Origin of the sequence: Pseudomonas sp. CC6-YY-74 (assembly GCF_002025205.1) — a bacterium.
GTDB classification, from domain to species: Bacteria; Pseudomonadota; Gammaproteobacteria; order Pseudomonadales; family Pseudomonadaceae; genus Aquipseudomonas; species Aquipseudomonas paeninsulae.
The window spans coordinates 2,839,370-2,861,151 of sequence record NZ_CP019947.1 but is presented as its reverse complement, the minus strand read 5'-3'; the positions used below and the strand labels follow the sequence as shown (position 1 = coordinate 2,861,151).

Annotated in this window: 18 protein-coding genes; 15 read left to right on the top strand and 3 right to left on the bottom strand. The window is 62.3% G+C overall.

Annotated features, from left to right (window positions below; all coding sequences use genetic code 11):
* From murD to lpxC, 9 genes are all read left to right on the top strand, one after another.
* Positions 1-1,347: a UDP-N-acetylmuramoyl-L-alanine--D-glutamate ligase gene (gene murD / locus B2D37_RS13070; protein WP_079203096.1), complete on the top strand. Its 1,347-nt coding sequence runs from the start codon at positions 1-3 to the stop codon at positions 1,345-1,347.
* Entirely contained in the window at positions 1,347-2,573 is a 1,227-nt protein-coding gene (gene ftsW, locus B2D37_RS13065) for a putative lipid II flippase FtsW (RefSeq protein ID WP_079203095.1), read from the top strand. The genes murD and ftsW overlap by 1 nt, the downstream gene beginning before the upstream one ends.
* Positions 2,563-3,633, top strand: a complete 1,071-nt coding sequence (gene murG, locus B2D37_RS13060; RefSeq protein WP_079203094.1) for an undecaprenyldiphospho-muramoylpentapeptide beta-N-acetylglucosaminyltransferase — start codon at positions 2,563-2,565, stop codon at positions 3,631-3,633. The genes ftsW and murG overlap by 11 nt, the downstream gene beginning before the upstream one ends.
* Before the next feature lie 28 nt (positions 3,634-3,661).
* Positions 3,662-5,086 (top strand): UDP-N-acetylmuramate--L-alanine ligase, encoded by a 1,425-nt coding sequence (gene murC, locus B2D37_RS13055; RefSeq protein ID WP_177345222.1) that lies wholly within the window; start codon positions 3,662-3,664, stop codon positions 5,084-5,086.
* Positions 5,083-6,033, top strand: coding sequence for a D-alanine--D-alanine ligase (locus tag B2D37_RS13050; protein WP_079203092.1), 951 nt, complete (start codon positions 5,083-5,085; stop codon positions 6,031-6,033). The genes murC and B2D37_RS13050 overlap by 4 nt, the downstream gene beginning before the upstream one ends.
* Before the next feature lie 3 nt (positions 6,034-6,036).
* The gene (locus B2D37_RS13045; RefSeq protein ID WP_079203091.1) at positions 6,037-6,894 is read left to right on the top strand and encodes a cell division protein FtsQ/DivIB; all 858 of its coding nucleotides are present in this window, start codon (positions 6,037-6,039) and stop codon (positions 6,892-6,894) included.
* Between the two features lie 20 nt (positions 6,895-6,914).
* The gene (ftsA, locus tag B2D37_RS13040) at positions 6,915-8,162 is read left to right on the top strand and encodes a cell division protein FtsA (protein WP_079203090.1); all 1,248 of its coding nucleotides are present in this window, start codon (positions 6,915-6,917) and stop codon (positions 8,160-8,162) included.
* A gap of 54 nt (positions 8,163-8,216) precedes the next feature.
* Positions 8,217-9,407: a cell division protein FtsZ gene (gene ftsZ / locus B2D37_RS13035; protein WP_079203089.1), complete on the top strand. Its 1,191-nt coding sequence runs from the start codon at positions 8,217-8,219 to the stop codon at positions 9,405-9,407.
* Between the two features lie 112 nt (positions 9,408-9,519).
* Positions 9,520-10,431: a UDP-3-O-acyl-N-acetylglucosamine deacetylase gene (gene lpxC / locus B2D37_RS13030; RefSeq protein ID WP_079203088.1), complete on the top strand. Its 912-nt coding sequence runs from the start codon at positions 9,520-9,522 to the stop codon at positions 10,429-10,431.
* A 101-nt stretch (positions 10,432-10,532) separates the two neighbouring features.
* Here the strand turns inward: lpxC and B2D37_RS13025 are convergent, their stop codons facing one another.
* Positions 10,533-10,988, bottom strand: coding sequence for a DciA family protein (locus B2D37_RS13025; protein WP_079203087.1), 456 nt, complete (start codon positions 10,986-10,988; stop codon positions 10,533-10,535).
* A gap of 81 nt (positions 10,989-11,069) precedes the next feature.
* On the opposite strand from B2D37_RS13025, the gene B2D37_RS13020 reads away from it, so the two are divergent.
* From B2D37_RS13020 to B2D37_RS12995, 6 genes are all read left to right on the top strand, one after another.
* A complete protein-coding gene (locus tag B2D37_RS13020) occupies positions 11,070-11,996 on the top strand; it encodes a M23 family metallopeptidase (protein ID WP_079203086.1) in 927 nt (308 codons plus the stop codon).
* A 117-nt stretch (positions 11,997-12,113) separates the two neighbouring features.
* Positions 12,114-14,849 (top strand): preprotein translocase subunit SecA, encoded by a 2,736-nt coding sequence (gene secA / locus B2D37_RS13015; RefSeq protein WP_079203085.1) that lies wholly within the window; start codon positions 12,114-12,116, stop codon positions 14,847-14,849.
* Between the two features lie 192 nt (positions 14,850-15,041).
* Positions 15,042-16,259, top strand: coding sequence for a bifunctional glutamate N-acetyltransferase/amino-acid acetyltransferase ArgJ (gene argJ / locus B2D37_RS13010; RefSeq protein WP_079203084.1), 1,218 nt, complete (start codon positions 15,042-15,044; stop codon positions 16,257-16,259).
* 158 nt (positions 16,260-16,417) lie between these two features.
* Positions 16,418-17,050 (top strand): glutathione S-transferase family protein, encoded by a 633-nt coding sequence (locus B2D37_RS13005; protein ID WP_079203083.1) that lies wholly within the window; start codon positions 16,418-16,420, stop codon positions 17,048-17,050.
* Complete coding sequence (locus B2D37_RS13000; protein WP_079203082.1) at positions 17,047-17,997, top strand: Nudix family hydrolase; 951 nt, start codon at positions 17,047-17,049, stop codon at positions 17,995-17,997. Before B2D37_RS13005 ends, B2D37_RS13000 begins: the two co-directional genes overlap by 4 nt.
* 106 nt (positions 17,998-18,103) lie before the next feature.
* Positions 18,104-19,033, top strand: a complete 930-nt coding sequence (locus B2D37_RS12995; protein WP_079203081.1) for an AEC family transporter — start codon at positions 18,104-18,106, stop codon at positions 19,031-19,033.
* Here the strand turns inward: B2D37_RS12995 and B2D37_RS12990 are convergent.
* Together B2D37_RS12990 and B2D37_RS12985 are read right to left on the bottom strand one after the other, a co-directional pair.
* Entirely contained in the window at positions 18,996-19,748 is a 753-nt protein-coding gene (locus tag B2D37_RS12990; protein WP_079203080.1) for a phosphatase PAP2 family protein, read from the bottom strand. The two genes, B2D37_RS12995 and B2D37_RS12990, sit on opposite strands and share 38 nt — an antisense overlap.
* The gene (locus B2D37_RS12985; protein WP_079204978.1) at positions 19,738-21,732 is read right to left on the bottom strand and encodes an LTA synthase family protein; all 1,995 of its coding nucleotides are present in this window, start codon (positions 21,730-21,732) and stop codon (positions 19,738-19,740) included. The genes B2D37_RS12990 and B2D37_RS12985 overlap by 11 nt, the downstream gene beginning before the upstream one ends.
* Positions 21,733-21,782 lie beyond the last annotated feature (50 nt).

Below are 21,782 nucleotides of genomic sequence, written 5' to 3'. Positions count from 1 at the left end.
ATGAGCCTGATCGCTTCCGACCAATTCCGCATCGTTGTCGGCCTCGGCAAGAGCGGCATGTCCCTGGTGCGTTTTCTCGCGCGCCAGGGCTTGGCCTTTGCCGTGGTCGATAGCCGTGCCAATCCGCCAGAGCTGAGCACCTTGCGTGAACAGTTCCCGCAGGTTGAGGTGCGTTGCGGCGAGCTGGACGTGGACTTCCTCTGTCGTGCCAGCGAGTTGCTGGTCAGCCCGGGCCTGGCGATTGCCACCCCGGCGCTGCAGGAAGCGGCCAGGCGCGGGGTGAAGCTTTCCGGCGATATCGAGCTGTTCGCTCGTTATGCCAAGGCCCCCATCGTGGCGATCACCGGTTCCAACGCCAAGAGCACGGTGACCACATTGGTCGGCGAGATGGCGGTGGCGGCCGGCAAGAAGGTCGCGGTCGGCGGCAACCTGGGTACTCCCGCGCTGGATTTGCTCAGCGACGAAGTCGAGCTGTATGTGCTGGAACTGTCCAGCTTCCAGTTGGAAACCACCGATCAGCTGAACGCTGAAGTGGCGACCTGCCTGAACATCAGCGAAGACCATATGGATCGCTACGCCTCGCTGGCGGCTTATCACCTGGCCAAGCACCGGATTTTTCGCGGCGCGCGTCAGGTGGTGGTCAATCGCGACGATGCATTGTCGCGGCCGCTGGTAGCGGACGATATGCCGTGCTGGTTGTTCGGTCTGGGCAAGCCGGATTTCAAGCGCTTCGGTCTGCTCGAGGAGAACGGCGAGAAATACCTGGCCTACCAGTTCGACGCGCTGCTGCCGGTGCGCGAGCTGAAAATTCGCGGTGCGCATAACCAGTCCAATGCCCTGGCGGCACTGGCCCTGGGGCATGCGGTCGGCCTGCCGTTCGAGCCGATGCTGGAGGCCCTGCAGCGCTTCGCCGGCCTGCCGCACCGCTGCCAGTGGGTCGGTGAACATAATGCCGTGAGCTACTACGACGACTCCAAGGCGACCAACGTCGGCGCCGCCCTGGCTGCCATCGAGGGCCTGGGCGCGGATATCGCCGGCAAGCTGGTGTTAATCGCCGGTGGCGACGGCAAGGGTGCCGATTTCTCCGCCTTGGGCAAGCCGGTCGCGCAGTTCTGCCGCGCCGTGGTGTTGCTCGGCCGCGATGCCGAGCGCCTGGCTACGGCGCTCGGCGACGGCGTGCCGTTGATCCGGGTGACCAGCCTGGAAGAAGCCGTGCAGCGCTCCGCCGAGCTGGCCCAGCCGGGCGATGCCGTGCTGCTCTCGCCGGCTTGCGCCAGCCTGGACATGTTCAAGAATTTCGAAGAACGCGGACACCTGTTCGCCCAAGCCGTGGAGGCGCTCGCCTGATGCTCGCCTTCCTGCGCCCATACCCGTCCCCGCTGTTCAGCCGCCGTGGCCTGGACATGGACTTTCCGTTGCTGGTCGGTTGTCTGGCCCTGCTCGGTCTGGGCCTGGTGATGATCGCTTCCGCCTCTACCGAGGTGGCCGCGGTGAATGTGGGCAGCCCGCTGTACTACATGCTCCGTCACCTGATTTACCTGTTGATCGGCCTCGGCGCCGCCGCTGTGGTGCTGTTGATCCCGCTGGAAACCTGGCAGCGTCTGAGCGGGGTGGCGTTGCTGGCCGCCTTCGCCATGCTGGTACTGGTGCTGGTGCCGGGAATTGGCCGCGAAGTGAATGGCTCGATGCGCTGGATCGGCTTCGGCGCATTCAACGTGCAGCCTTCGGAAATCGCCAAGTTGTTCGTGGTGATCTACCTGGCTGGCTATCTGGTGCGTCGTCAGGCAGAAGTGCGCGAAAGCTGGGCTGGTTTCTTCAAACCCTTCGTCGTATTGCTGCCGATGGCCGGCTTGCTGCTGCTGGAGCCGGACTTCGGTGCCACCGTGGTCATGATGGGCGCCGCCGCGGCCATGCTGTTCCTCGGCGGCGTCGGCCTGCTGCGTTTCGGCCTGATGGTCGGGCTGGCTGTCGGGGCGATCTTCGTCCTGGTGCAGACCCAGGAATACCGTTTGCAGCGTCTGATCACTTTCACCGACCCCTGGGCCGATCAGTTTGGCTCCGGCTACCAATTGACCCAGGCGTTGATCGCCTTCGGTCGCGGCGAGTGGTTCGGCGTCGGCCTGGGTAACAGCATTCAGAAACAGTTCTATTTGCCAGAAGCGCACACCGACTTCGTGTTCGCCGTGCTCGCTGAAGAGCTGGGCATGGTGGGCGCCCTGATTACCGTTGGCTTGTTCGTCTTCGTCTGCGTGCGTGCCCTGTATATCGGCGTTTGGGCCGAGAAGGCCAAACAGTTTTTCGCGGCCTATGTCGCCTACGGTCTGGCGTTCCTCTGGATCGGTCAATTCCTGATCAATATCGGGGTCAACATCGGCCTGCTGCCGACCAAGGGCCTGACCTTGCCGTTTCTCAGCTATGGCGGCAGTTCCCTGGTGATCTGCTGCGTCAGCCTGGCGCTGTTGCTGCGGATCGAGTGGGAGCGGCGCACCCAGTTGGGCAGCGAGGATGCCGATTTCAGCGAGGCGGATTTTGTTGACGAGAAGCACGCGGAGGAGTCTGCCCATGCCCGGTAATGTGCTGATCATGGCCGGCGGTACCGGCGGGCACGTGTTCCCGGCGCTGGCCTGTGCTCGCGAGTTCCAGGCACGCGGTTACCGCGTGCATTGGCTGGGCACCCCGCGCGGCATCGAGAATGAATTGGTCCCGGCCGCCGGCCTGCCGTTGCACCTGATCAACGTCACGGGTCTGCGCGGCAAGGGCAAGCTGTCGCTGCTCAAAGCACCGTTTCAGCTTATCAAGGCACTGTTTCAGGCCCGTAAAGTGGTGCGTGAGCTGCAGCCCGTGTGCGTGCTCGGTATGGGCGGCTTCGTCACCGGCCCTGGCGGCCTGGCGGCCAAGCTGGGTGGCGCGCCGCTGATCATCCACGAACAGAATGCCGTGGCCGGCACCGCCAATCGCAGCCTGGCGCCGTTTGCCAGCCGCGTTTGCGAGGCCTTCCCGAATACCTTCGGCGCTTCGGCCAAGCGCCGCACCACCGGCAATCCGGTGCGCGAGGAACTGTTTCTGGAAACCCCGCGCGCAGCGCTGCGCGATCGCCGGCCGCGCCTGCTGATCCTCGGCGGCAGCCTGGGCGCCGAGCCGTTGAACAAACTGCTGCCCGAAGCACTGGCATTAGTGCCAGGCGAGCTGCGCCCGGAAGTGTTCCACCAGGCCGGCAAGCAACACGATGTGATTACTGGCGAACGTTACCGCGCTGCCGGCGTCGAAGCGCAGGTCGCTGCGTTTATCAAGGACATGGCCCGCGCCTACGCCTGGGCCGATCTGGTGGTATGCCGCGCCGGTGCCTTGACCGTCAGCGAACTGGCCGCCGCCGGTCTGCCGTCGTTCCTGCTACCGCTGCCCCACGCCATCGACGATCACCAGACGCGTAACGCCGACTATCTCGCCAGGGAGGGCGCTGCCGTCCTTCTGCCACAACGCTCCACAGACGCCGCCACGTTGGCTGCACAGCTGTCCGAGGTCTTGATGCACCCTGAACGATTGAACGAAATGGCGCGTACCGCGCGGCGTCTGGCCAAGCCCGATGCAACCCGCACTGTTGTTGATATTTGTCTGGAGGTGGCCCGTGGTTGAGAGTCGCAAAACTTTCCCGCAGCCTGAAATGCGCCGTATCCACCGCATCCACTTCGTCGGCATCGGTGGTGCCGGTATGTGCGGCATCGCCGAAGTGCTGCTTAATCTGGGCTATCAGGTGTCCGGCTCCGACCTCAAGGCTTCGGCGGTCACTGAGCGTCTGCAGAGTTTTGGTGCGCAGATCCATATCGGCCACCGCGCCGAGAACACCGAGAACGCCGATGTGCTGGTGGTCTCCAGTGCCGTGAATACGTCCAACCCGGAAGTGGCCGCTGCCCTGGAGCGACGTGTCCCGGTGGTGCCGCGTGCGGAAATGCTCGCCGAACTCATGCGCTACCGACATGGCATTGCCGTGGCCGGCACCCATGGCAAGACCACCACCACCAGCCTGCTGGCTTCGGTGTTCGCCGCTGGCGGCCTGGACCCGACCTTCGTCATTGGCGGTCGCCTGAATGCGGCGGGCACCAACGCCCAGTTGGGCGCCAGCCGCTACCTGATTGCCGAAGCGGACGAAAGCGATGCCAGCTTCCTGCATTTACAGCCGATGGTTGCGGTGGTCACCAATATCGACATGGACCACATGAGCACCTACGAGGGCGACTTCAACAAGTTGAAGAAAACCTTCGTCGAGTTCCTGCATAACCTGCCGTTCTACGGCCTGGCGGTGATGTGCGTCGACGACCCCATCGTGCGTGAGATCCTGCCGCAGGTGAAGCGCCCGGTCATGACCTACGGCTTCGGTGAGGATGCCGACGTGCGCGCGATCAACGTGCGCCAGCAGGGCATGCTGACCTTCTTTACCGTGCTGCGTCGCGACTGCGCGCCGCTGGATGTGTCGGTGAACATGCCGGGCAATCACAACGTCCTCAATGCCCTGGCGACTATTGCCATTGCGACCGATGAAGGCATCAGCGATCAAGCCATCGTCCAGGGTCTGTCCGGTTTCCAGGGCGTCGGCCGACGCTTTCAGGTCTACGGCGAACTGCCAGTGGCCGACGGCAGCGTGATGCTGGTCGACGACTACGGCCACCACCCGCGCGAAGTCGCGGCGGTGATCAAGGCGGTGCGCGGTGGTTGGCCGGGCCGTCGTCTGGTGATGGTTTACCAGCCGCACCGTTTCAGCCGTACCCGCGACCTCTACGAGGATTTCGTCCAGGTCCTGGCCGACACCAACGTCCTGCTGTTGATGGAAGTCTATCCGGCCGGCGAAGAGCCGATCCCGGGGGCTGACAGCAAGCATCTGTGCCACAGCATCCGTCAGCGTGGCCAGTTGGACCCGATCTACATCGAGCGTGGCGTCGACCTGGCGCCGCTGATCAAGCCGCTGCTGCGCGCTGGCGACATCCTGCTATGCCAGGGTGCCGGCGATATCGGTGGCTTGGCCCCGCAACTGCTGCAAAGCGCGCTGTTCGCCGTGGCTGTCGGCGAGTCGAAAGAGGAGGAGTCCAAATGAGCGCCGAATCCTTGACGTCGCACCTGCCAGTTACGGCTTTCGGCCGCGTCGCCGTGCTGTTCGGCGGCAAGAGCGCCGAGCGTGACGTCTCGCTGAACTCCGGTAATGCCGTGCTCAAAGCGCTGCAAAGTGCGGGCGTGGATGCCTTTGGCATCGATGTCGGTGACGATTTTCTGCAGCGTCTACTCACCGAGAAAGTCGACCGCGCCTTCATCGTGCTGCACGGTCGCGGCGGTGAAGACGGCAGCATGCAAGGCCTGCTCGAGTGCGCCGGCATCCCTTATACCGGCAGCGGCATTCTGGCTTCCGCCCTGGCCATGGACAAGCTGCGCACCAAGCAGGTCTGGCAAAGCCTCGGTCTGTCGACTCCGCGTCATGCGGTATTGGCCAGTGCCGAGGACTGCCGCGCCGCCGCGGCGGAGCTGGGTTTCCCGCTGATCGTCAAACCGGCCCATGAAGGCTCGAGCATTGGCATGGCCAAGGTGGCCGATGTCGACGCCTTGATCGCCGCCTGGCAGGACGCCAGCCAGTACGATTCGCAGGTGTTGGTCGAACAGTGGATTCACGGTCCGGAATACACCATCGCCCTGCTGCGCGGCCAGGTGCTGCCGCCGATTGCCCTGGGCACGCCACATTCGTTCTACGACTACGACGCCAAGTACCTGGCCAGCGATACCCAGTACCGCATCCCCTGTGGCCTCGATGCGGCCAAGGAAGAAGAGCTGAAAAACCTCAGCGCGCGGGCCTGTGAAGCGGTTGCTACCCAGGGGTGGGCGCGAGTCGATGTGATGCAGGACGCTGCCGGGAAGTTCTGGCTGCTGGAGGTCAACACCGTACCGGGCATGACCGACCACAGTCTGGTGCCAATGGCGGCGCGTGCTGCCGGTCTGGATTTTCAACAACTGGTGTTGGCGATCCTCGCCGACAGCTTTGAGGCGCGGGGTTAAACCATGATCGCCACTCTGCGTCACCAGCCAGGCTCTGCACGTGCACCGTTGCGCGGCAAGCCTGCGCAGCGCGGTGCCAGCCGCATGGTGGCCAAGGAGTCGGTCGGCCTGCGGTTGCCCAAAGCCAATTTCGCTCTGCTCAAGCGCATCACCTGGCCGCTGTTGCTGCTGGTGTTGGGCTTCGCAGCTTACGAGTTGGCGCAACGCCTGCTGCCCTACGCGGACCGGCCGATCGCCAAGATCAGCGTCGAGGGCGATCTCAGCTACATCAGCCAGCAGGCGATCCAGCAGCATATCGAGCCGTTCGTTAAGGCGAGCTTCTTCAGTGTCGATCTGCCGGGCATGCGTCATGAGTTGGAGCAGATGCCCTGGATCGCCAGTGCGCAGGTGCGGCGGGTTTGGCCGGACCAGTTGGTGGTGCGCCTCGAGGAGCACCTGCCGATCGCCCGTTGGGGCGATGAGGCCCTGTTGAACAATCAGGGTAAGGCCTTCGCGCCCAAGGAACAGGCGAACTATCAGCACCTGCCGCAACTGTATGGCCCCAAGCGGGCACAACAGAAGGTCATGCAGCAGTACCAGGTGCTCAGCCAGATGTTGCGTCCAATGGGTTTTTCCGTGGCGCGACTGGAGCTGCGTGAGCGAGGCAGCTGGTTCCTCTCCACCGGGCAGGGGATCGAGCTGCTGTTGGGCCGTGATCACCTGGTGGAAAAAATGCGTCGTTTCAGCGCCATCTACGACAAGGCGCTGAAAGAGCAACAAACGAATATCGCGCGAATCGATCTGCGTTACGCCTACGGCTTGGCCGTGGCGTGGCGTGAGCCGGTTGCGCCCACGGCGGCTGATACCGCTGTCGTGCAGTGAATCAGGAGAAGGCGAGACCCATGGTAAACGTGCAGAGCGGCAAGATGATCGTTGGCCTCGATATCGGCACCTCCAAGGTGGTGGCGCTGGTCGGTGAAGTGACTGCCGATGGCCAGTTGGAGATCGTCGGTATCGGCACCCACCCGTCGCGCGGCCTGAAGAAGGGCGTGGTGGTCAATATCGAATCGACCGTGCAGTCGATCCAGCGCGCGGTGGAAGAGGCGCAGCTGATGGCAGGTTGTCGCATCCACTCGGCCTTCGTCGGCGTGGCCGGTAATCATATTCGCAGCCTCAACAGCCACGGCATCGTGGCCATCCGTGATCGCGAAGTCAGTCCAGCCGACCTTGAGCGCGTACTGGATGCAGCCCAGGCCGTGGCGATTCCAGCGGATCAGCGGGTGCTGCACACCCTGCCGCAGGATTACGTGATCGACAATCAGGAAGGCGTGCGCGAGCCGTTGGGCATGTCCGGCGTGCGCCTGGAAGCCAAGGTGCATGTGGTGACCTGCGCGGTGAATGCGGCGCAGAACGTCGAGAAGTGCGTGCGCCGCTGCGGCCTGGAAATCGACGACATCATTCTCGAGCAGCTGGCTTCGGCCTATGCGGTGCTCACCGATGACGAGAAAGAGTTGGGCGTGTGCCTGGTCGACATTGGCGGTGGCACCACCGACATCTGCATCTTCACCGAAGGCGCGATTCGCCACACCGCGGTGATTCCGATTGCGGGCGACCAGGTCACCAACGACATCGCCATGGCGTTGCGCACACCGACCCAGTACGCCGAAGAAATCAAGATCCGTTATGCCTGTGCCCTGGCCAAGCTGGCCGGTCCGGGCGAGACCATCAAGGTGCCGAGCGTCGGCGATCGTCCGCCGCGCGATCTGTCGCGCCAGTCCCTGGCTGAAGTGGTCGAGCCGCGTTACGACGAACTGTTCACCTTGATCCAGGCCGAGCTGCGCCGCAGCGGTTATGAGGACCTGATCCCGGCGGGCATCGTGCTCACCGGCGGCACCTCGAAGATGGAAGGCGCGGTCGAGTTGGCCGAGGAAATCTTCCACATGCCGGTCCGCCTGGGCATGCCGCAGGGGGTCAAGGGCCTGGCCGACGTGGTGCGTAACCCGATTTATTCCACCAGTGTGGGCCTGTTGCTATATGGCCTGCAGAAGCAGGCTGACGGCATATCGATGTCGACCATCGGCAGCTACAGCGATGAACCCAAGACACCGCTATTCGAGCGCGTGAAGCGCTGGATACAAAGCAATTTCTGATTTAACAAGCGTTTATGCAGTAGGCGTTACAACTAGAAGCAAAGGAGAGGGAAAATGTTCGAGCTCGTAGACAACATCCCGCAAAGTGCGGTCATCAAGGTAATTGGCGTGGGCGGCGGCGGCGGTAATGCGGTCAACCACATGTCGAAGAACAACATCGAAGGCGTCGAGTTCATCTGCGCCAATACCGATGCGCAAGCACTGAAAAACATCGGTGCGCGCACCATCCTGCAGCTGGGTACTGGCGTGACCAAGGGCCTGGGCGCGGGCGCCAATCCTGAAATCGGCCGTCAGGCCGCCATGGAAGACCGCGAGCGCATCGCCGAAGTGCTGCAAGGTTGCGACATGGTCTTCATCACCACCGGTATGGGTGGTGGTACCGGTACTGGCGCTGCGCCGGTGATCGCCCAGGTGGCGAAGGAAATGGGCATTCTCACCGTCGCTGTGGTGACCCGTCCGTTCCCGTTCGAAGGCAAAAAGCGTATGCAGATCGCCGAGGAGGGTATTCGTGCCCTGGCGGAAAGCGTCGACTCGCTGATCACCATTCCCAACGAAAAACTGCTGACCATCCTCGGTAAAGATGCCAGCCTGCTGTCGGCGTTCGCCAAGGCGGATGACGTGCTGGCCGGTGCCGTGCGCGGTATCTCCGACATCATCAAGCGTCCGGGCATGATCAACGTCGACTTCGCCGACGTGAAAACCGTGATGAGCGAGATGGGCATGGCGATGATGGGCACTGGCTGCGCCAGCGGTCCGAACCGTGCGCGTGAAGCCACTGAGGCGGCAATCCGCAATCCGCTGCTGGAAGACGTCAACCTGCAGGGTGCGCGTGGCATCCTGGTGAATATCACCGCCGGTCCCGATTTGTCCCTGGGCGAATACTCCGACGTGGGTAACATCATCGAACAGTTCGCTTCCGAGCACGCCACCGTCAAGGTGGGTACCGTGATCGATCCGGACATGCGCGACGAGCTACACGTTACCGTGGTCGCCACTGGCCTGGGCGCAAAAATCGAGAAGCCGGTCAAGGTGATCGACAATACCGTGCAAGTCACGACCAGCAGTGCTTCGTCGGCGGCTACCCCAGCTTCGCGTGGCGAGCAAAGCGTCAATTACAAGGACTACGAGCGCCCAACCGTTCAGCGGCAAAGTCACGGCGGCGGTGCAGCCGCGGCCAAGCTGAATCCGCAGGATGACCTGGATTACCTGGACATCCCGGCCTTCCTGCGTCGTCAGGCCGATTGATGGCATGTATCAGGAGTATTGGGGCGATTGGTGTTCAGCAAAGGCCGGTTCTGCTATTATCGCCGGCCATTGTTGAAAACAATTCGCAACTAGTGCTATAGCGGCCAGAGCCATGATCAGACAACGTACCTTGAAGAACATTATCCGCGCCACTGGCGTCGGCCTGCATTCCGGGGAGAAGGTATACCTGACCCTGAAGCCGGCACCTGTGGACACCGGTATCGTGTTCCGTCGTACCGACCTTGACCCTGTCGTGGAAATTCCCGCGCGGGCAGGCAATGTCGGTGAAACCACCATGTCGACCACGTTGGTCAGTGGTGACGTCAAGGTGGATACGGTAGAGCACCTGCTTTCGGCCATGGCTGGCCTGGGCATCGATAACGCCTACGTCGAGCTCTCCGCGTCCGAAGTGCCGATCATGGATGGCAGTGCTGGCCCCTTTGTATTCCTGATTCAGTCCGCTGGGTTGCAGGAGCAGGAAGCCCACAAGAAGTTCATCCGTATCCTTCGCGAAGTGACGGTCGAGGAGGGCGACAAGCGCGCCACCTTCGTCCCTTTCGAAGGCTTCAAGGTGAGCTTCGAGATCGATTTCGATCACCCGGTTTTCCGCAATCGAACCCAGTCGGCCAGCGTGGATTTTTCCAGCACCTCCTTCGTCAAGGAAGTCAGCCGCGCGCGCACCTTCGGCTTTATGCGTGACATCGAGTTCCTCCGTTCGCAGAACCTGGCGCTCGGCGGCAGCGTGGATAACGCCATCGTGGTGGATGAGTTTCGTGTGTTGAACGAAGACGGCCTGCGTTACGAGGACGAATTCGTCAAGCACAAGATCCTCGATGCCATCGGCGATCTCTACCTGCTGGGCAATAGCCTGATCGGTGAGTTTCGCGGTTTCAAGTCGGGGCACTCCTTGAACAATCGTCTACTGCGCGCGTTGATCGAGCAGCCGGACGCTTGGGAAGTGGTCACCTTCGATGACATCAAGAATGCGCCTATCTCTTACATGCGTCCGGTTGCGGCGGTGTAAGTAAAAACTCTCTCCCTTTGTTTATGAAGCCACCCTAGGGTGGCTTCTTTTTTCTGCAAAACAGCCGCAAACCATTCGCCATGGCCCAGCTTGTTTTGGTGCTATTCGCGGGGTTGGCCGTGCTTGGCCAGTCGCTCCAGGGCGGCGCGCAGTTTGGGGTCGGTTATGCCGTCTGCAGTGGCCTGGATGTTCTCGGCAGCGCTGCTGGATAGGCTGATTGTGCGACCGGGTGCACGCCTTTCAGCAGTTGGCGGTTGCACCTTGAACAGGATCTTAGTTAATGTCGCGAACTCTTCGAGTGTCTGCAGCTGCCTGAGCAGGCGACGTTGCTGATAACGCAAGCGGGTGGCCCAGTGGCCATCGGTGACGATAAGAAGCAGGCAACCCTCGCGCCAGGATGCTACATGGCAGTGTTCGCGGGCCGCGGGTTGTAGCTGGCTTTCAAGTAAGTGCTGCAGGTGATCGATGCGTTGCGCCTGACTAAACAGCGCTCTCAAAGGCTTCGCTTCGCGCATTAGTGCGGCGGGTGCTTTGGCCGGCAAGGGACGAAACGTCATGGCAGGACGCCTGAAATTGTGGAGCCGCCATGGTAGCAGACTCTCTGCCGCCGACTTTGGCTCTGCCTTAATGGGGAAGCCATGCACATTATTTTACTCAATCGGAGTCACGGAGCCGCGCGCTCACTGAGCCTGGATTTACGTTGGTTGCTGGTTGCGCTGCTCATGCTGATCGTGGCGGTGCTTGGCGGTGGGGTCGCAGTGGGGGCGTGGGTCGTGCCGCAAGTGGAAAACGCGCCAGGCAGCGCGCAATTGAGCGCGGCGCTGGATCGGCAGCGTGCGGAAGTGGGCGCGGTGCGGGTCAAAGCGCAGCGTCAATTGGATGCTTTCGCCGCCCATGTTGCCGAGTTGCAGGCCCGCTTGACCCGTCTGGATGCACTGGGCGAGCGCTTGACCGAGCTGGCCGAGCTGGATGCCAGTGAATTCGATTTTTCCTTGAGCGTGGGTCAGGGCGGTCCCGAAGAGCTGTTCGGTGGCTCAGCCTATTCTCCGCCGTCATTCATCAGCACCCTCGATGATCTGGCCCTGCGCCTGGACAGCCGTGAGCAGCAGCTCGAGGTGCTGGAGCAGCTGCTCGCCGATCGCCAGCTCCATGAAGCCGAATATCTTGCGGGGCGCCCGGTATTGCAAGGCTATATATCATCGCCGTTCGGCCGGCGTACCGACCCCATGAACGGGCGTTTGAGCGTGCATAAGGGCGTGGACTTCGCCGCCAAGGCCGGCAGTGATGTGATCGCCGTGGCAGCGGGCGTCGTGACCGCGGCAAGCCGCCGCTCCGGCTACGGTAATGCCGTGGAAATCAGCCATGTCGATGGTTACGTCACCTTGTATGCGCATAATCAGCGCAATCTGGTGCAGGTTGGCGATCTGGTGCAGCGCGGTCAGGTTATCGCCAAGGTTGGTAGCACCGGCCGCTCTACCGGTTCCCATGTGCATTTCGAAGTCAGTCAAAATGGCCGGGTGGTCAACCCCACCAGCTATATCGCTCGAGTCAGCGACGTCGAATAACGCCGCTTTCTTCATCGCCGTTTCCGGGTAGAATGCCCCCTTCGCACGCAGCCATGAGGGCTGCATGGGCGACTCATGGGCCGCCCTCCATCCATACGCGTGGAAGACCCTGCCTATATGTTTGCGCCTTTGTTGAAAAAGCTCTTTGGAAGCAAGAACGAGCGTGAAGTCAAGCGCATGCTCAAGACGGTTCAGATCGTCAATGCCTTCGAGGAGCAGATGCTCGCGCTCTCGGATGAGCAACTGCGTGCCAAGACCGCCGAGTTCAAGGCCCGCCTGGCCAAAGGTGAATCCCTCGATCAGTTGCTGCCGGAAGCCTTCGCGGTAGCCCGTGAAGCGGGCAAGCGCGTCATGGGCATGCGCCACTTCGATGTGCAGTTGATCGGCGGCATGACCTTGCATGAAGGCAAGATTGCCGAAATGCGTACCGGCGAAGGCAAGACCCTGGTGGGAACCCTGGCGGTCTACCTCAACGCGCTGGATGGTAAAGGCGCGCATGTGGTCACGGTCAACGACTACCTGGCTCGCCGCGATGCCAACTGGATGCGTCCGCTGTACGAATTCCTCGGTTTGTCGTTGGGCATCGTTACGCCCTTCATGCCTCCAGATGAAAAGCGTGCCGCCTATGCTGCCGACATCACTTATGGCACCAACAACGAATTCGGTTTTGACTACCTGCGCGACAACATGGCCTTCAGCATGGAGGACAAGTTCCAGCGCGAGCTTAATTTCGCCGTAATTGACGAAGTCGACTCGATTCTCATCGACGAGGCGCGTACCCCGTTGATCATCTCCGGCCAGGCCGAAGACAGCTCCAAGCTGTATACCGAGATCAACAAGCTGATCCCTACCCTCAAGCTGCACATCGAGGAAGAGGAAGGCGTGGTCACTCAGGAAGGCCATTACACGGTCGACGAGAAGGCCCGTCAGGTTGAGCTGAATGAGGCTGGCCATCAGTTCATCGAGGAAGTGCTCACCGAGGCCGGTTTGCTGGCCGAGGGCGAGAGCCTTTATTCGGCGCATAACCTCGGCTTGCTGACCCACGTCTATTCCGGTTTGCGGGCGCACAAGCTGTTCAACCGCAACGTCGAATACATTGTGCAGACCGATCAGGTACTGCTGGTCGACGAGCACACCGGTCGCACCATGCCGGGCAGGCGCCTATCGGAGGGCCTGCACCAGGCCATCGAGGCCAAGGAAGGTTTGCCGATCCAGGCCGAGAGCCAGACCCTGGCCTCGACCACCTTCCAGAACTACTTCCGCCTGTACAACAAACTGTCCGGTATGACCGGTACCGCCGACACCGAAGCCTTCGAGTTCCATCAGATCTACGGCCTGGCGGTGATCGTGATTCCGACCAATCGGCCGATGGAACGCAAGGACTTCAACGACCTGGTCTATCTGACCCAGGAAGAGAAGTACGCGGCGATTATTACCGATATCAAGGAATGCCAGGCCCAGGGCCGGCCGATCCTGGTCGGTACCGCGACCATCGACAGTTCCGAGTACGTCTCGCGATTGTTGAATGAAGAAGGCATCGAGCATAAGGTGCTCAACGCCAAGTTCCATGAAAAAGAAGCCGAGATCATCGCTCAGGCAGGGCGCCCTGGCGCGCTGACCATCGCCACCAACATGGCCGGTCGCGGCACCGATATCGTCCTGGGGGGCAACTGGGAGGTCGAAGTGGCCGCCCTGGAAAACCCTACTGAAGAGCAGATCGCGCAGACTAAAGTCGACTGGCAGAAACGCCATCAACAGGTGATCGAGTCCGGCGGCCTGCATGTGGTCGCCTCCGAACGGCACGAGTCGCGGCGTATCGACAACCAGTTGCGCGGCCGCTCCGGTCGCCAGGGCGACCCGGGTTCCAGCCGCTTCTACCTGTCACTGGAAGACAACCTGATGCGCATCTTCGCCTCGGATCGGGTGAAGAATTTCATGAAGGCTCTGGGCATGCAGCCCGGCGAAGCGATCGAGCATCGGATGGTCAGCAACGCCATCGAGAAGGCGCAGCGCAAGGTCGAGGGACGTAACTTCGACATGCGCAAGCAACTGCTGGAATTCGATGACGTATCCAACGAGCAGCGCAAGGTGATTTATCACATGCGCAATAACCTGCTGGCAGCCGAGGATATTGGCGAAACCATTGCCGAGTTCCGCAAGGAAGTGCTGGAAGGCATCATCAACGATCATATCGCGCCGCAGTCGTTGCCCGAGCAATGGGATGTCGCCGGCCTGGAAGAGGCGCTGTACACCGGCTTCAACCTCAGGCTAGCGATCCAGCAGTGGCTCGACGACGACCACAAACTCTACGAAGAAACCCTGCGCGAGCGCATCTTGCAAGAGCTGATCGCGGCCTACAACGAGAAGGAAGAGTTGGCCAGCGCCGAGGCTCTGCGTAGCTTCGAGAAGCAGATTCTGCTGCGCGTGCTCGACGACCTGTGGAAAGACCATCTGTCGACCATGGATCACCTGCGCCACGGCATTCACCTGCGTGGTTACGCGCAGAAGAACCCCAAGCAGGAGTACAAGCGCGAGTCGTTTACCCTGTTCCAGGAGCTGCTCAATTCGATCAAGCGCGACACCATCCGGGTCTTGTCGCATGTCCAGGTGCGTCGCGAAGATCAGGTCGATGAAGAGGCGCGTCTGCGCCGCGAAGCCGAGGCACTGGCCGAACGCATGCAGTTTCAGCACGCCGAAGCCTCTGCCCTGATGCAGCCCGACGCCGTGGCTGAAGACGGTGATGTGGCCGTTGCGCCGCCGCCAGTGCGTGCCGAGCCGAAAATCGGCCGTAATGAGCCTTGCCCCTGCGGTTCCGGCAAGAAGTACAAGCATTGTCACGGCCAGGTCAACTGACAGACGCGTTGATAAACTACTGCGGGCTTCGCGCGCTAGGTTTCTCAACGGCCTGTTGGTCACCCGGTTGGATGGGTAGATGCCTCACGCTACCTACAACGCCGCGAACGGCTTAGCCGCTCGCGGCGTTTTGCCATCGAATTCGGTCGCGTCCAGTGGCGCGACACTTAAATCCCTCAAGGAGCACACCCTATGGCTGTTGGTCTTGGCCCGCTGTCTACCCTGCACCCGGTTCCAGGTTTCGAGCTGGGCATCGCTTCGGCTGGCATCAAGCGCCCCGGGCGCAAGGATGTGGTAGTCATGCGCTGCGCCGAAGGCTCCAGCGTGGCCGGGGTGTTCACCCTCAATGCCTTCTGTGCGGCACCGGTGATCCTGGCGAGAAAGCGTGTCCTGGGTAGCGTGCGCTACCTGCTGACCAATACCGGCAATGCCAACGCCGGCACCGGCGAGCCCGGCTTGCAGAATGCCAGGCGCAGCTGCGCCAGCCTGGCGCAGCTGGCCGGTGTCGAGGAGGGGGCGGTGCTGCCGTTTTCCACCGGGGTGATCGGCGAGCCCTTGCCGGTGGAGAAGATCGAAGGCGCCTTGCAGGCGGCTTTGGACGATCTGGACGCGGACCACTGGGCTGAAGCGGCCAGCGGCATCATGACCACCGACACCCTGCCCAAGGGCGCCAGCCGTCAGTTCGTGCATGACGGGGTGACCGTCACCGTCACCGGCATCAGCAAGGGTGCCGGGATGATCAAGCCGAACATGGCGACCATGCTCGGTTATATCGCGACCGACGCCAAGGTCAGCCAGGGTGTGTTGCAGGACTTGCTGCGCGATGCGGCGAACAAGTCGTTTAACCGCATCACCATCGATGGTGACACCTCGACCAACGATTGCTGCATGTTGATCGCCACTGGCCAGGCGCCGCTGGAGGAGATTACCCAGGCCAGCGGCGCGCTGTTCGCCGCACTCAAACAGGCGGTGTTCGATGTGTGCATGGAGGTGGCCCAGGCCATCGTGCGTGACGGCGAAGGCGCGACCAAGTTCGTCACCGTGCAGGTCAATGGCGGGGCGACTTACCAGGAGTGTCTGGACGTCGGTTATGCCGTGGCCCATTCCCCGCTGATCAAGACCGCGCTGTTCGCCTCCGACCCGAACTGGGGGCGCATCCTCGCCGCCGTCGGCCGTGCCGGTGTGGCGCAGTTGGATGTCAACCTGATCGACGTGTTCCTCGGCGACGTGTGCATTGCCAGCCATGGCTGCCGTGCGGCCAGCTACACCGAAGAGCAGGGCGCGGCGGTGATGGCCCAAGCGGAAATCACTATTCGCATCGAACTGGGGCGTGGCACCTGCAGCGAGACGATCTGGACCACCGACCTGTCCCACGAGTACGTGAAGATCAACGCCGAATATCGGACTTGAGCGCAGCCTACCGCCTTTAGCGCGCAAGGTAGGCGCGAGCGGCGTCGAATATTCCCATTGTTCATGGGGGCATGAACAATGGGAATTTGCTATTGAGCGGCGCTGCGTCCTAATGTCCATTGACCCTTCAGCAACCGCATCACGCAAGGAGTGCCCCCATGTCCCTGGTTCTGATCATCGGCAACAAAACCTATTCGTCCTGGTCGCTGCGCGCCGCCTTGGCCATGGAGCTGGCCGAGGCTGCGTATAGCGAAGTACTGATCCCACTCGATCGCCCGGACACCCGTGCGCGCATCCTTGTGCATTCGCCGACCGGTAAGGTGCCGCTGCTGCAGACCGAAGAGGGGCCGGTGTGGGACTCCTTGGCGATTGGCGAATACCTCGCCGAAAGCTTCCCCGAGGCTCACCTATGGCCGCGCGGCGAATACGCCCGCGCGGTGGCGCGCAGTGTCTGTGCCGAGATGCACAGCGGTTTTGCGGCGCTGCGCACGCATCTGCCGATGGACCTCAAGCGCGATCAGGCACTGGCCGAGATGCCGGCTGATGCCGAGGCCGATATCCGCCGCATCTGTGCGCTCTGGGCCGAGTGCCGTGGCAACTTCGGTGAGGGCGGCCCCTTCCTGTTCGGCCGCGCCAGCCTGGCGGATGCCTTCTTCGCGCCTGTTGCGGCTCGGCTGCGCAGTTATCGGGTGGCGTTGCCCGAGGTGGCGGCGGCGTATGTGGCCACGGTCTATCAGTGGCCGGCATTCCTGCGCTGGTATCAGGCGGCTCAGGCGGAGCAGTTGGAGTGAAACGCATTCATGTAGCCGCCGCGGTGATCCGTGCGGCGGATGGCCGTATCCTGATTGCCAAGCGCCCGGACGACAGGCACCAAGGCGGGCTGTGGGAGTTTCCCGGCGGCAAGGTCGAGCCCGGCGAGGCGGTGGAGGCCGCCCTGGCTCGCGAGCTGGAGGAGGAGCTGGGGATTCGCCCGACTGAAGCGCGGCCATTGATTCAGGTGCATCACGATTACCCGGACAAGCAGGTGTTGCTGGATGTCTGGGAGGTGTCGGCCTTCGTTGGCGAACCCCACGGTGCCGAAGGCCAGCCGCTGGCCTGGGTCGGTCCGCGGCAGTTGGCCGAGTATCAGTTTCCGGCGGCGAACCAGCCGATCATTGCCGCTGCCCGTTTGCCCGACCGCTACCTGATCACGCCAGAGGGACTGACCCCGCAGGCGTTGTTACAGGGGGTGCGCGCGGCGCTGGCCGCCGGCATTCGGCTGGTCCAGCTGCGTGCGCCGGGTATGTTCGATGCCCAGTACCGTGACTTGGCCCTGGATATCCAGGGGCTCTGCGCGGGCAGGGCGCAGCTGATGCTCAAGGGGCCGCTGGAGTGGTTGGGGGATTTTCCCGCCGCGGGCTGGCACCTGACCGCCGAGCAGCTGCGCCGATATGCCGGCAAGGGCCGACCATTGGCCCAGGGGCGTTGGTTGGCGGCGTCCTGTCATTCGGCGCAAGAGCTGGCACTGGCAACGCAGATGGGCGTGGATTTTGTCACCCTGTCGCCGCTGCAGGCCACCCAGACTCACCCTGATGCACCGGCGCTGGGTTGGGTTGTGGCCGGCGAACTGCTGCGCAGTTTCAATCAGCCGACCTACCTGCTTGGCGGTGTCGGTCCGCAGGATTTGGCGCAGGCATGGCAAGCGGGTGCTCAGGGTGTCGCCGGCATTCGCGCGTTCTGGCCGGAGCCGGCTGGCTGAGCACGCGGATAGGCTGAGCTGCGCTGATGCGAGCAAATTGCGATTAGACGCGTAGACCTGCTGCCCTTAGTCTGCGCGATCACTTTGCTCGTAGGTGGTCGGCTTCATGGCTTCGGTGTTCAACGTTATTCTGCCTATTTTTGCTCTGATCCTGGCCGGCTACTTGTGCCGCCGCACGGGCGTTCTTGGGCCGAGCGCCGCCTCGGAAATCAACCGCCTGGTGGTCTGGCTATGCTTGCCAGCGTTGCTGTTCGAGGCCACGGCCACGGCGGTCTGGACGCAGATCTGGCAGCCGCAGTTCATCCTCGCCTATAGCCTGGGCACCTTGCTGGTGTTCCTGCTGACGCTGTGCTGGCGCCTGCGTCGGGTCGGTAATTTGGCCGATGCCAGCATCCAGGGACTTAGCGCGTCTTACGCCAATACCGGCTATATGGGCATTCCGTTGTGTCTGCTGGTTTTCGGTGACGAGGGACTGCAGCCAGCGCTGATCGCCAGCCTGATCGTGATCTGTGTGCTGTTTGCCCTGGCGGTGGTGTGTATCGAGGTCGCCCTGCAGGATGAAAAGAGCCTGCGGCGTGCGACGGCCAAGGTGCTGATTGCATTGATCAAGAATCCGCTGGTCGTTGCGCCGTTGCTTGGCGGTCTGTGGGCGCTGGGCGGCCAAGCGCTGCCCGCGCCGCTGCACCGTTTTATCGACTTGCTGGCCAGTGCCACCGCGCCCTGTGCGCTGATTTCCCTCGGCCTGTTTCTGGCCCACAAGCAGGTTGGGCGCAGCGAGGGTAGCGTCGCCCTGGTGCTGATCAAGCTGATCGCTCACCCATTGATTACCTGGGTACTGGCTTTCCATGTGCTGCAACTGCCGCCCCTGTGGGCCGCCGCGGCCTTGCTGCTGAGCGCCCTGCCGACGGGTACTGGGCCCTATATGCTGGCCGAGTTCTATCGCCGCGAGGCGGCAGTGGTCTCCAGCACTATCTTGCTCTCGACCCTTGGCTCGCTGCTCAGTCTGTCGCTGTGCCTGTATCTGCTCGAACTCTGAGACTGAGGGCTGAAGTGAGGGGCGTCCGGTATAGCACCAGGCGGTAGCAACCCAGGCTGATCAGCCAGTCGAACAGCGCGGTCCACAGGTTGTGCGAGAAGAAGTGCGCGCCCTGCAGCATGCGCCCGACCGAGAAGGTAATGCCCAAGATCAGGGCCACGGCGAGTGCTGCCCTGGCCAGACCTGGGCGCCGGTCGCGCAGGACGAAGAACAGCGCGAGCAGCGCGAAACCCGCGCCAGCGTGGCCACCGGGCCAGCAGCGCCCGGGGTGCTCGGTTGCTGCGCGGCTGCTGAACAGTGGTGTGTAAGTTTCCTCGCCACCAAATTCGCTGAGGCTCCAGGGGCAATGCACGCCGGTCAGGGCTTTCAACGGCGTCACATAGCTGGTCGACAGCCCCATCGCCAGCACCAGGTAACCCAGCGGGCGGCGCCATGCCCGCCAGCGCCCGACTAGCAGGCTGAGCACGAAACCGACAATGGCCAGTACGCCGATGGCGATCACCGCCTGCTTGGCGCGGTCATGCAGGATGTCTTCGAGAAACCAACTATGCCGACCAATAAAGCCCGCCTGTGGATCGTAGGCCCAGTGGGCAATGACAAAGTCCAGCGCAGTTGGATCTGCCAGCAACAACAGCAGCATCAGCGCGAGGGGCAGGCCGAAGCCCAGGTGGAAGTTGAACGGCCTGGATGCGGCCGGGAGGAGTTCAAAGCGCATGGTCACGATCCTTGGTCTGGGCCGGAGCGACGGCGAGTCGCTCGGTGGCGGTTGCGCGCGTCTGCTGCCAGCCAAGCAGGTGGTGGCTGAAGTCGTAACTGGCGCTCTGGTAGTAGCTGATATTGCGCTTGATCAGCGGCTCGTCGGCCGTGGCACTCGCTTCGTGGCTGAGACCCAGGGCGTCAGCGTGGCGGCGCATGCGCTTGCGTGGGCTGAGAATCGCCAGGTCGTGCCCATCGAACAGACCGAGGTGTTGGTAATTGCCAAGCAGAGCGCGGCCTGGCGCTGCATCCGCGCGTAGTACATTGCGGCCAAAGAAGGTCGAGGTGTAGTCGACATTGAGCAGGCCCAACAAGGTCGGGGCCAGGTCGATCTGGCTGGTCAGGCCTGCATGTTCGCGTGGTGGGATAAAGGCCGGGGCGTAGATGAACAGCGGGATATGGTAGTTAGCCACCGGCAGGTCTTCGGTGCCGGCGCTACCGGCGGTGTGATCGGCAACGAAGACGAACAGGGTGTTGGCAAACCAGGGTTTGTGCCGCGCCTGCTCGAGAAACAGGCCGATGGCATGGTCGGTGTACTTGACGGCGCCTTCGCGGCCATAGCCCGATGGGATATCGATACGCCCGCTCGGGTAGGTGTACGGTCGGTGGTTGGAGGTGGTCATCAGTTGCAGGTAGAACGGCTTGCCGGCGGCATGGTCGGCGTCGGCCAGCTTCAAGGTTTCCGTGTAGAGGTCTTCGTCTGACATGCCCCAGGCATTCTTGAAGTGGATATCGTGCTCATTGACGCTGCTCTGATCGACCACGCGGTAACCGTTGCCGCGGAAAAACGCGCTCATGTTGTCGAAATAACCGCGCCCGCCATAGACGAAGGCGCTGTCGTAGCCGAGGGCCTGGAATTGCTGGCCAAGGCTGGCGAAACCGCTTTCACGGCCGATGCGTTTGACGATAGAGCGCCCTGGCGTCGGCGGCATCGACAGGCTGATGGCCTCGAGTCCGCGGTCGGTGCGGGTGCCGGTGGCGTAGAAGTTGGGGAAGAACAGGCTCTGCTGGCGTAGCCGGTCGAGGTTGGGGGTCAGACCGCGAGTGTCGCCGAAGCTGCCCAGGTATTTGGCGCTGAGGCTCTCTATGGTCACCAGTACCACGTTGCGCCGCTGTACCAGGCCGGGATTATCGATCCGCCGGCGAATATCCATAGGTTCGCTGCCGATAAAGCGTGCGTTGGGCTCGCTGAGCTCGGCGCGCAACTGCTTGGCGATTTCGTCCTGGTTAAGGCTGGCGTAGAACTGTGGGTAATCCAGCTCATTGTTGCGAAAGGCCGCGAAGAATTGGTAGGGGCCATTGCTCGCCAGTTCGCGTTGGTACGGATTGCCGTCTGTGCCGCGGGGGAAGTCCTGGTCGAGCAGCAGGCTGCTGACGCAGGCCGCCAGGACAAACCCTGCTACTGCCCATGGCGTATCACGCCAGCTCAGCAGCGCTGCGTTGAGGGCGGCGTCTGTGGCGCTGCGCAAGAGCATGGCGGCAACCGCAGCAATGACGGCAAGAGCCGCCAGCAGCGGGTAGATCGGATAAGACTCGAGGATGTTGTTGAGTACCTCGTCGGAGTAAACCAGGTAATCCACGGCGATAAAGTTGAAGCGCACGCCGAACTCGTCCCAGAACAGCCACTCCGCCACGGCGGTAAACAACATGGCGAACAGGCTGACAGCCACTACGCCATGTAGCAGGCCGCGGTGCCAGCGCTGCTGCCAGGTGCGCCGTGGGCAGAGCAGCAGGTAAAGGGCCAGCGGCAGTGCCGCGTAAAACCCAAAGCCCACGTCATAGCCCAGACCTGTGGCGTATAAACGGGCGAGTTCGCTCAAGCCGAGATCCGCTTCGCCGAGGTGACTGAGTAGCAAGGCACTGCGGGTCAGGGTAAAAACTGTCAGCCAAGCCAGTAGAATCAGCGCCAGGTAACGCAGTTGAGCAAACTTCAAGGCTGGCATCGTATGATCCGGCAGCGGAAAGATGCCGTGCACTCTGCCCATCGGCATGT

Coding starts and splice junctions, on each gene's coding strand:
- B2D37_RS13005 (WP_079203083.1), top strand. CDS start 16,418: ATGTCCCTGGTTCTGATCATCGGCAACAAAACCTATTCGTCCTGGTCG.
- B2D37_RS12990 (WP_079203080.1), bottom strand. CDS start 19,748: ATGCGCTTTGAACTCCTCCCGGCCGCATCCAGGCCGTTCAACTTCCAC.
- murD (WP_079203096.1), top strand. CDS start 1: ATGAGCCTGATCGCTTCCGACCAATTCCGCATCGTTGTCGGCCTCGGC.
- ftsA (WP_079203090.1), top strand. CDS start 6,915: ATGGTAAACGTGCAGAGCGGCAAGATGATCGTTGGCCTCGATATCGGC.
- argJ (WP_079203084.1), top strand. CDS start 15,042: ATGGCTGTTGGTCTTGGCCCGCTGTCTACCCTGCACCCGGTTCCAGGT.
- murC (WP_177345222.1), top strand. CDS start 3,662: ATGCGCCGTATCCACCGCATCCACTTCGTCGGCATCGGTGGTGCCGGT.
- B2D37_RS13045 (WP_079203091.1), top strand. CDS start 6,037: ATGATCGCCACTCTGCGTCACCAGCCAGGCTCTGCACGTGCACCGTTG.
- B2D37_RS13050 (WP_079203092.1), top strand. CDS start 5,083: ATGAGCGCCGAATCCTTGACGTCGCACCTGCCAGTTACGGCTTTCGGC.
- B2D37_RS13020 (WP_079203086.1), top strand. CDS start 11,070: ATGCACATTATTTTACTCAATCGGAGTCACGGAGCCGCGCGCTCACTG.
- B2D37_RS12995 (WP_079203081.1), top strand. CDS start 18,104: ATGGCTTCGGTGTTCAACGTTATTCTGCCTATTTTTGCTCTGATCCTG.
- ftsZ (WP_079203089.1), top strand. CDS start 8,217: ATGTTCGAGCTCGTAGACAACATCCCGCAAAGTGCGGTCATCAAGGTA.
- B2D37_RS13025 (WP_079203087.1), bottom strand. CDS start 10,988: ATGACGTTTCGTCCCTTGCCGGCCAAAGCACCCGCCGCACTAATGCGC.
- B2D37_RS12985 (WP_079204978.1), bottom strand. CDS start 21,732: ATGCCAGCCTTGAAGTTTGCTCAACTGCGTTACCTGGCGCTGATTCTA.
- lpxC (WP_079203088.1), top strand. CDS start 9,520: ATGATCAGACAACGTACCTTGAAGAACATTATCCGCGCCACTGGCGTC.
- secA (WP_079203085.1), top strand. CDS start 12,114: ATGTTTGCGCCTTTGTTGAAAAAGCTCTTTGGAAGCAAGAACGAGCGT.
- murG (WP_079203094.1), top strand. CDS start 2,563: ATGCCCGGTAATGTGCTGATCATGGCCGGCGGTACCGGCGGGCACGTG.
- ftsW (WP_079203095.1), top strand. CDS start 1,347: ATGCTCGCCTTCCTGCGCCCATACCCGTCCCCGCTGTTCAGCCGCCGT.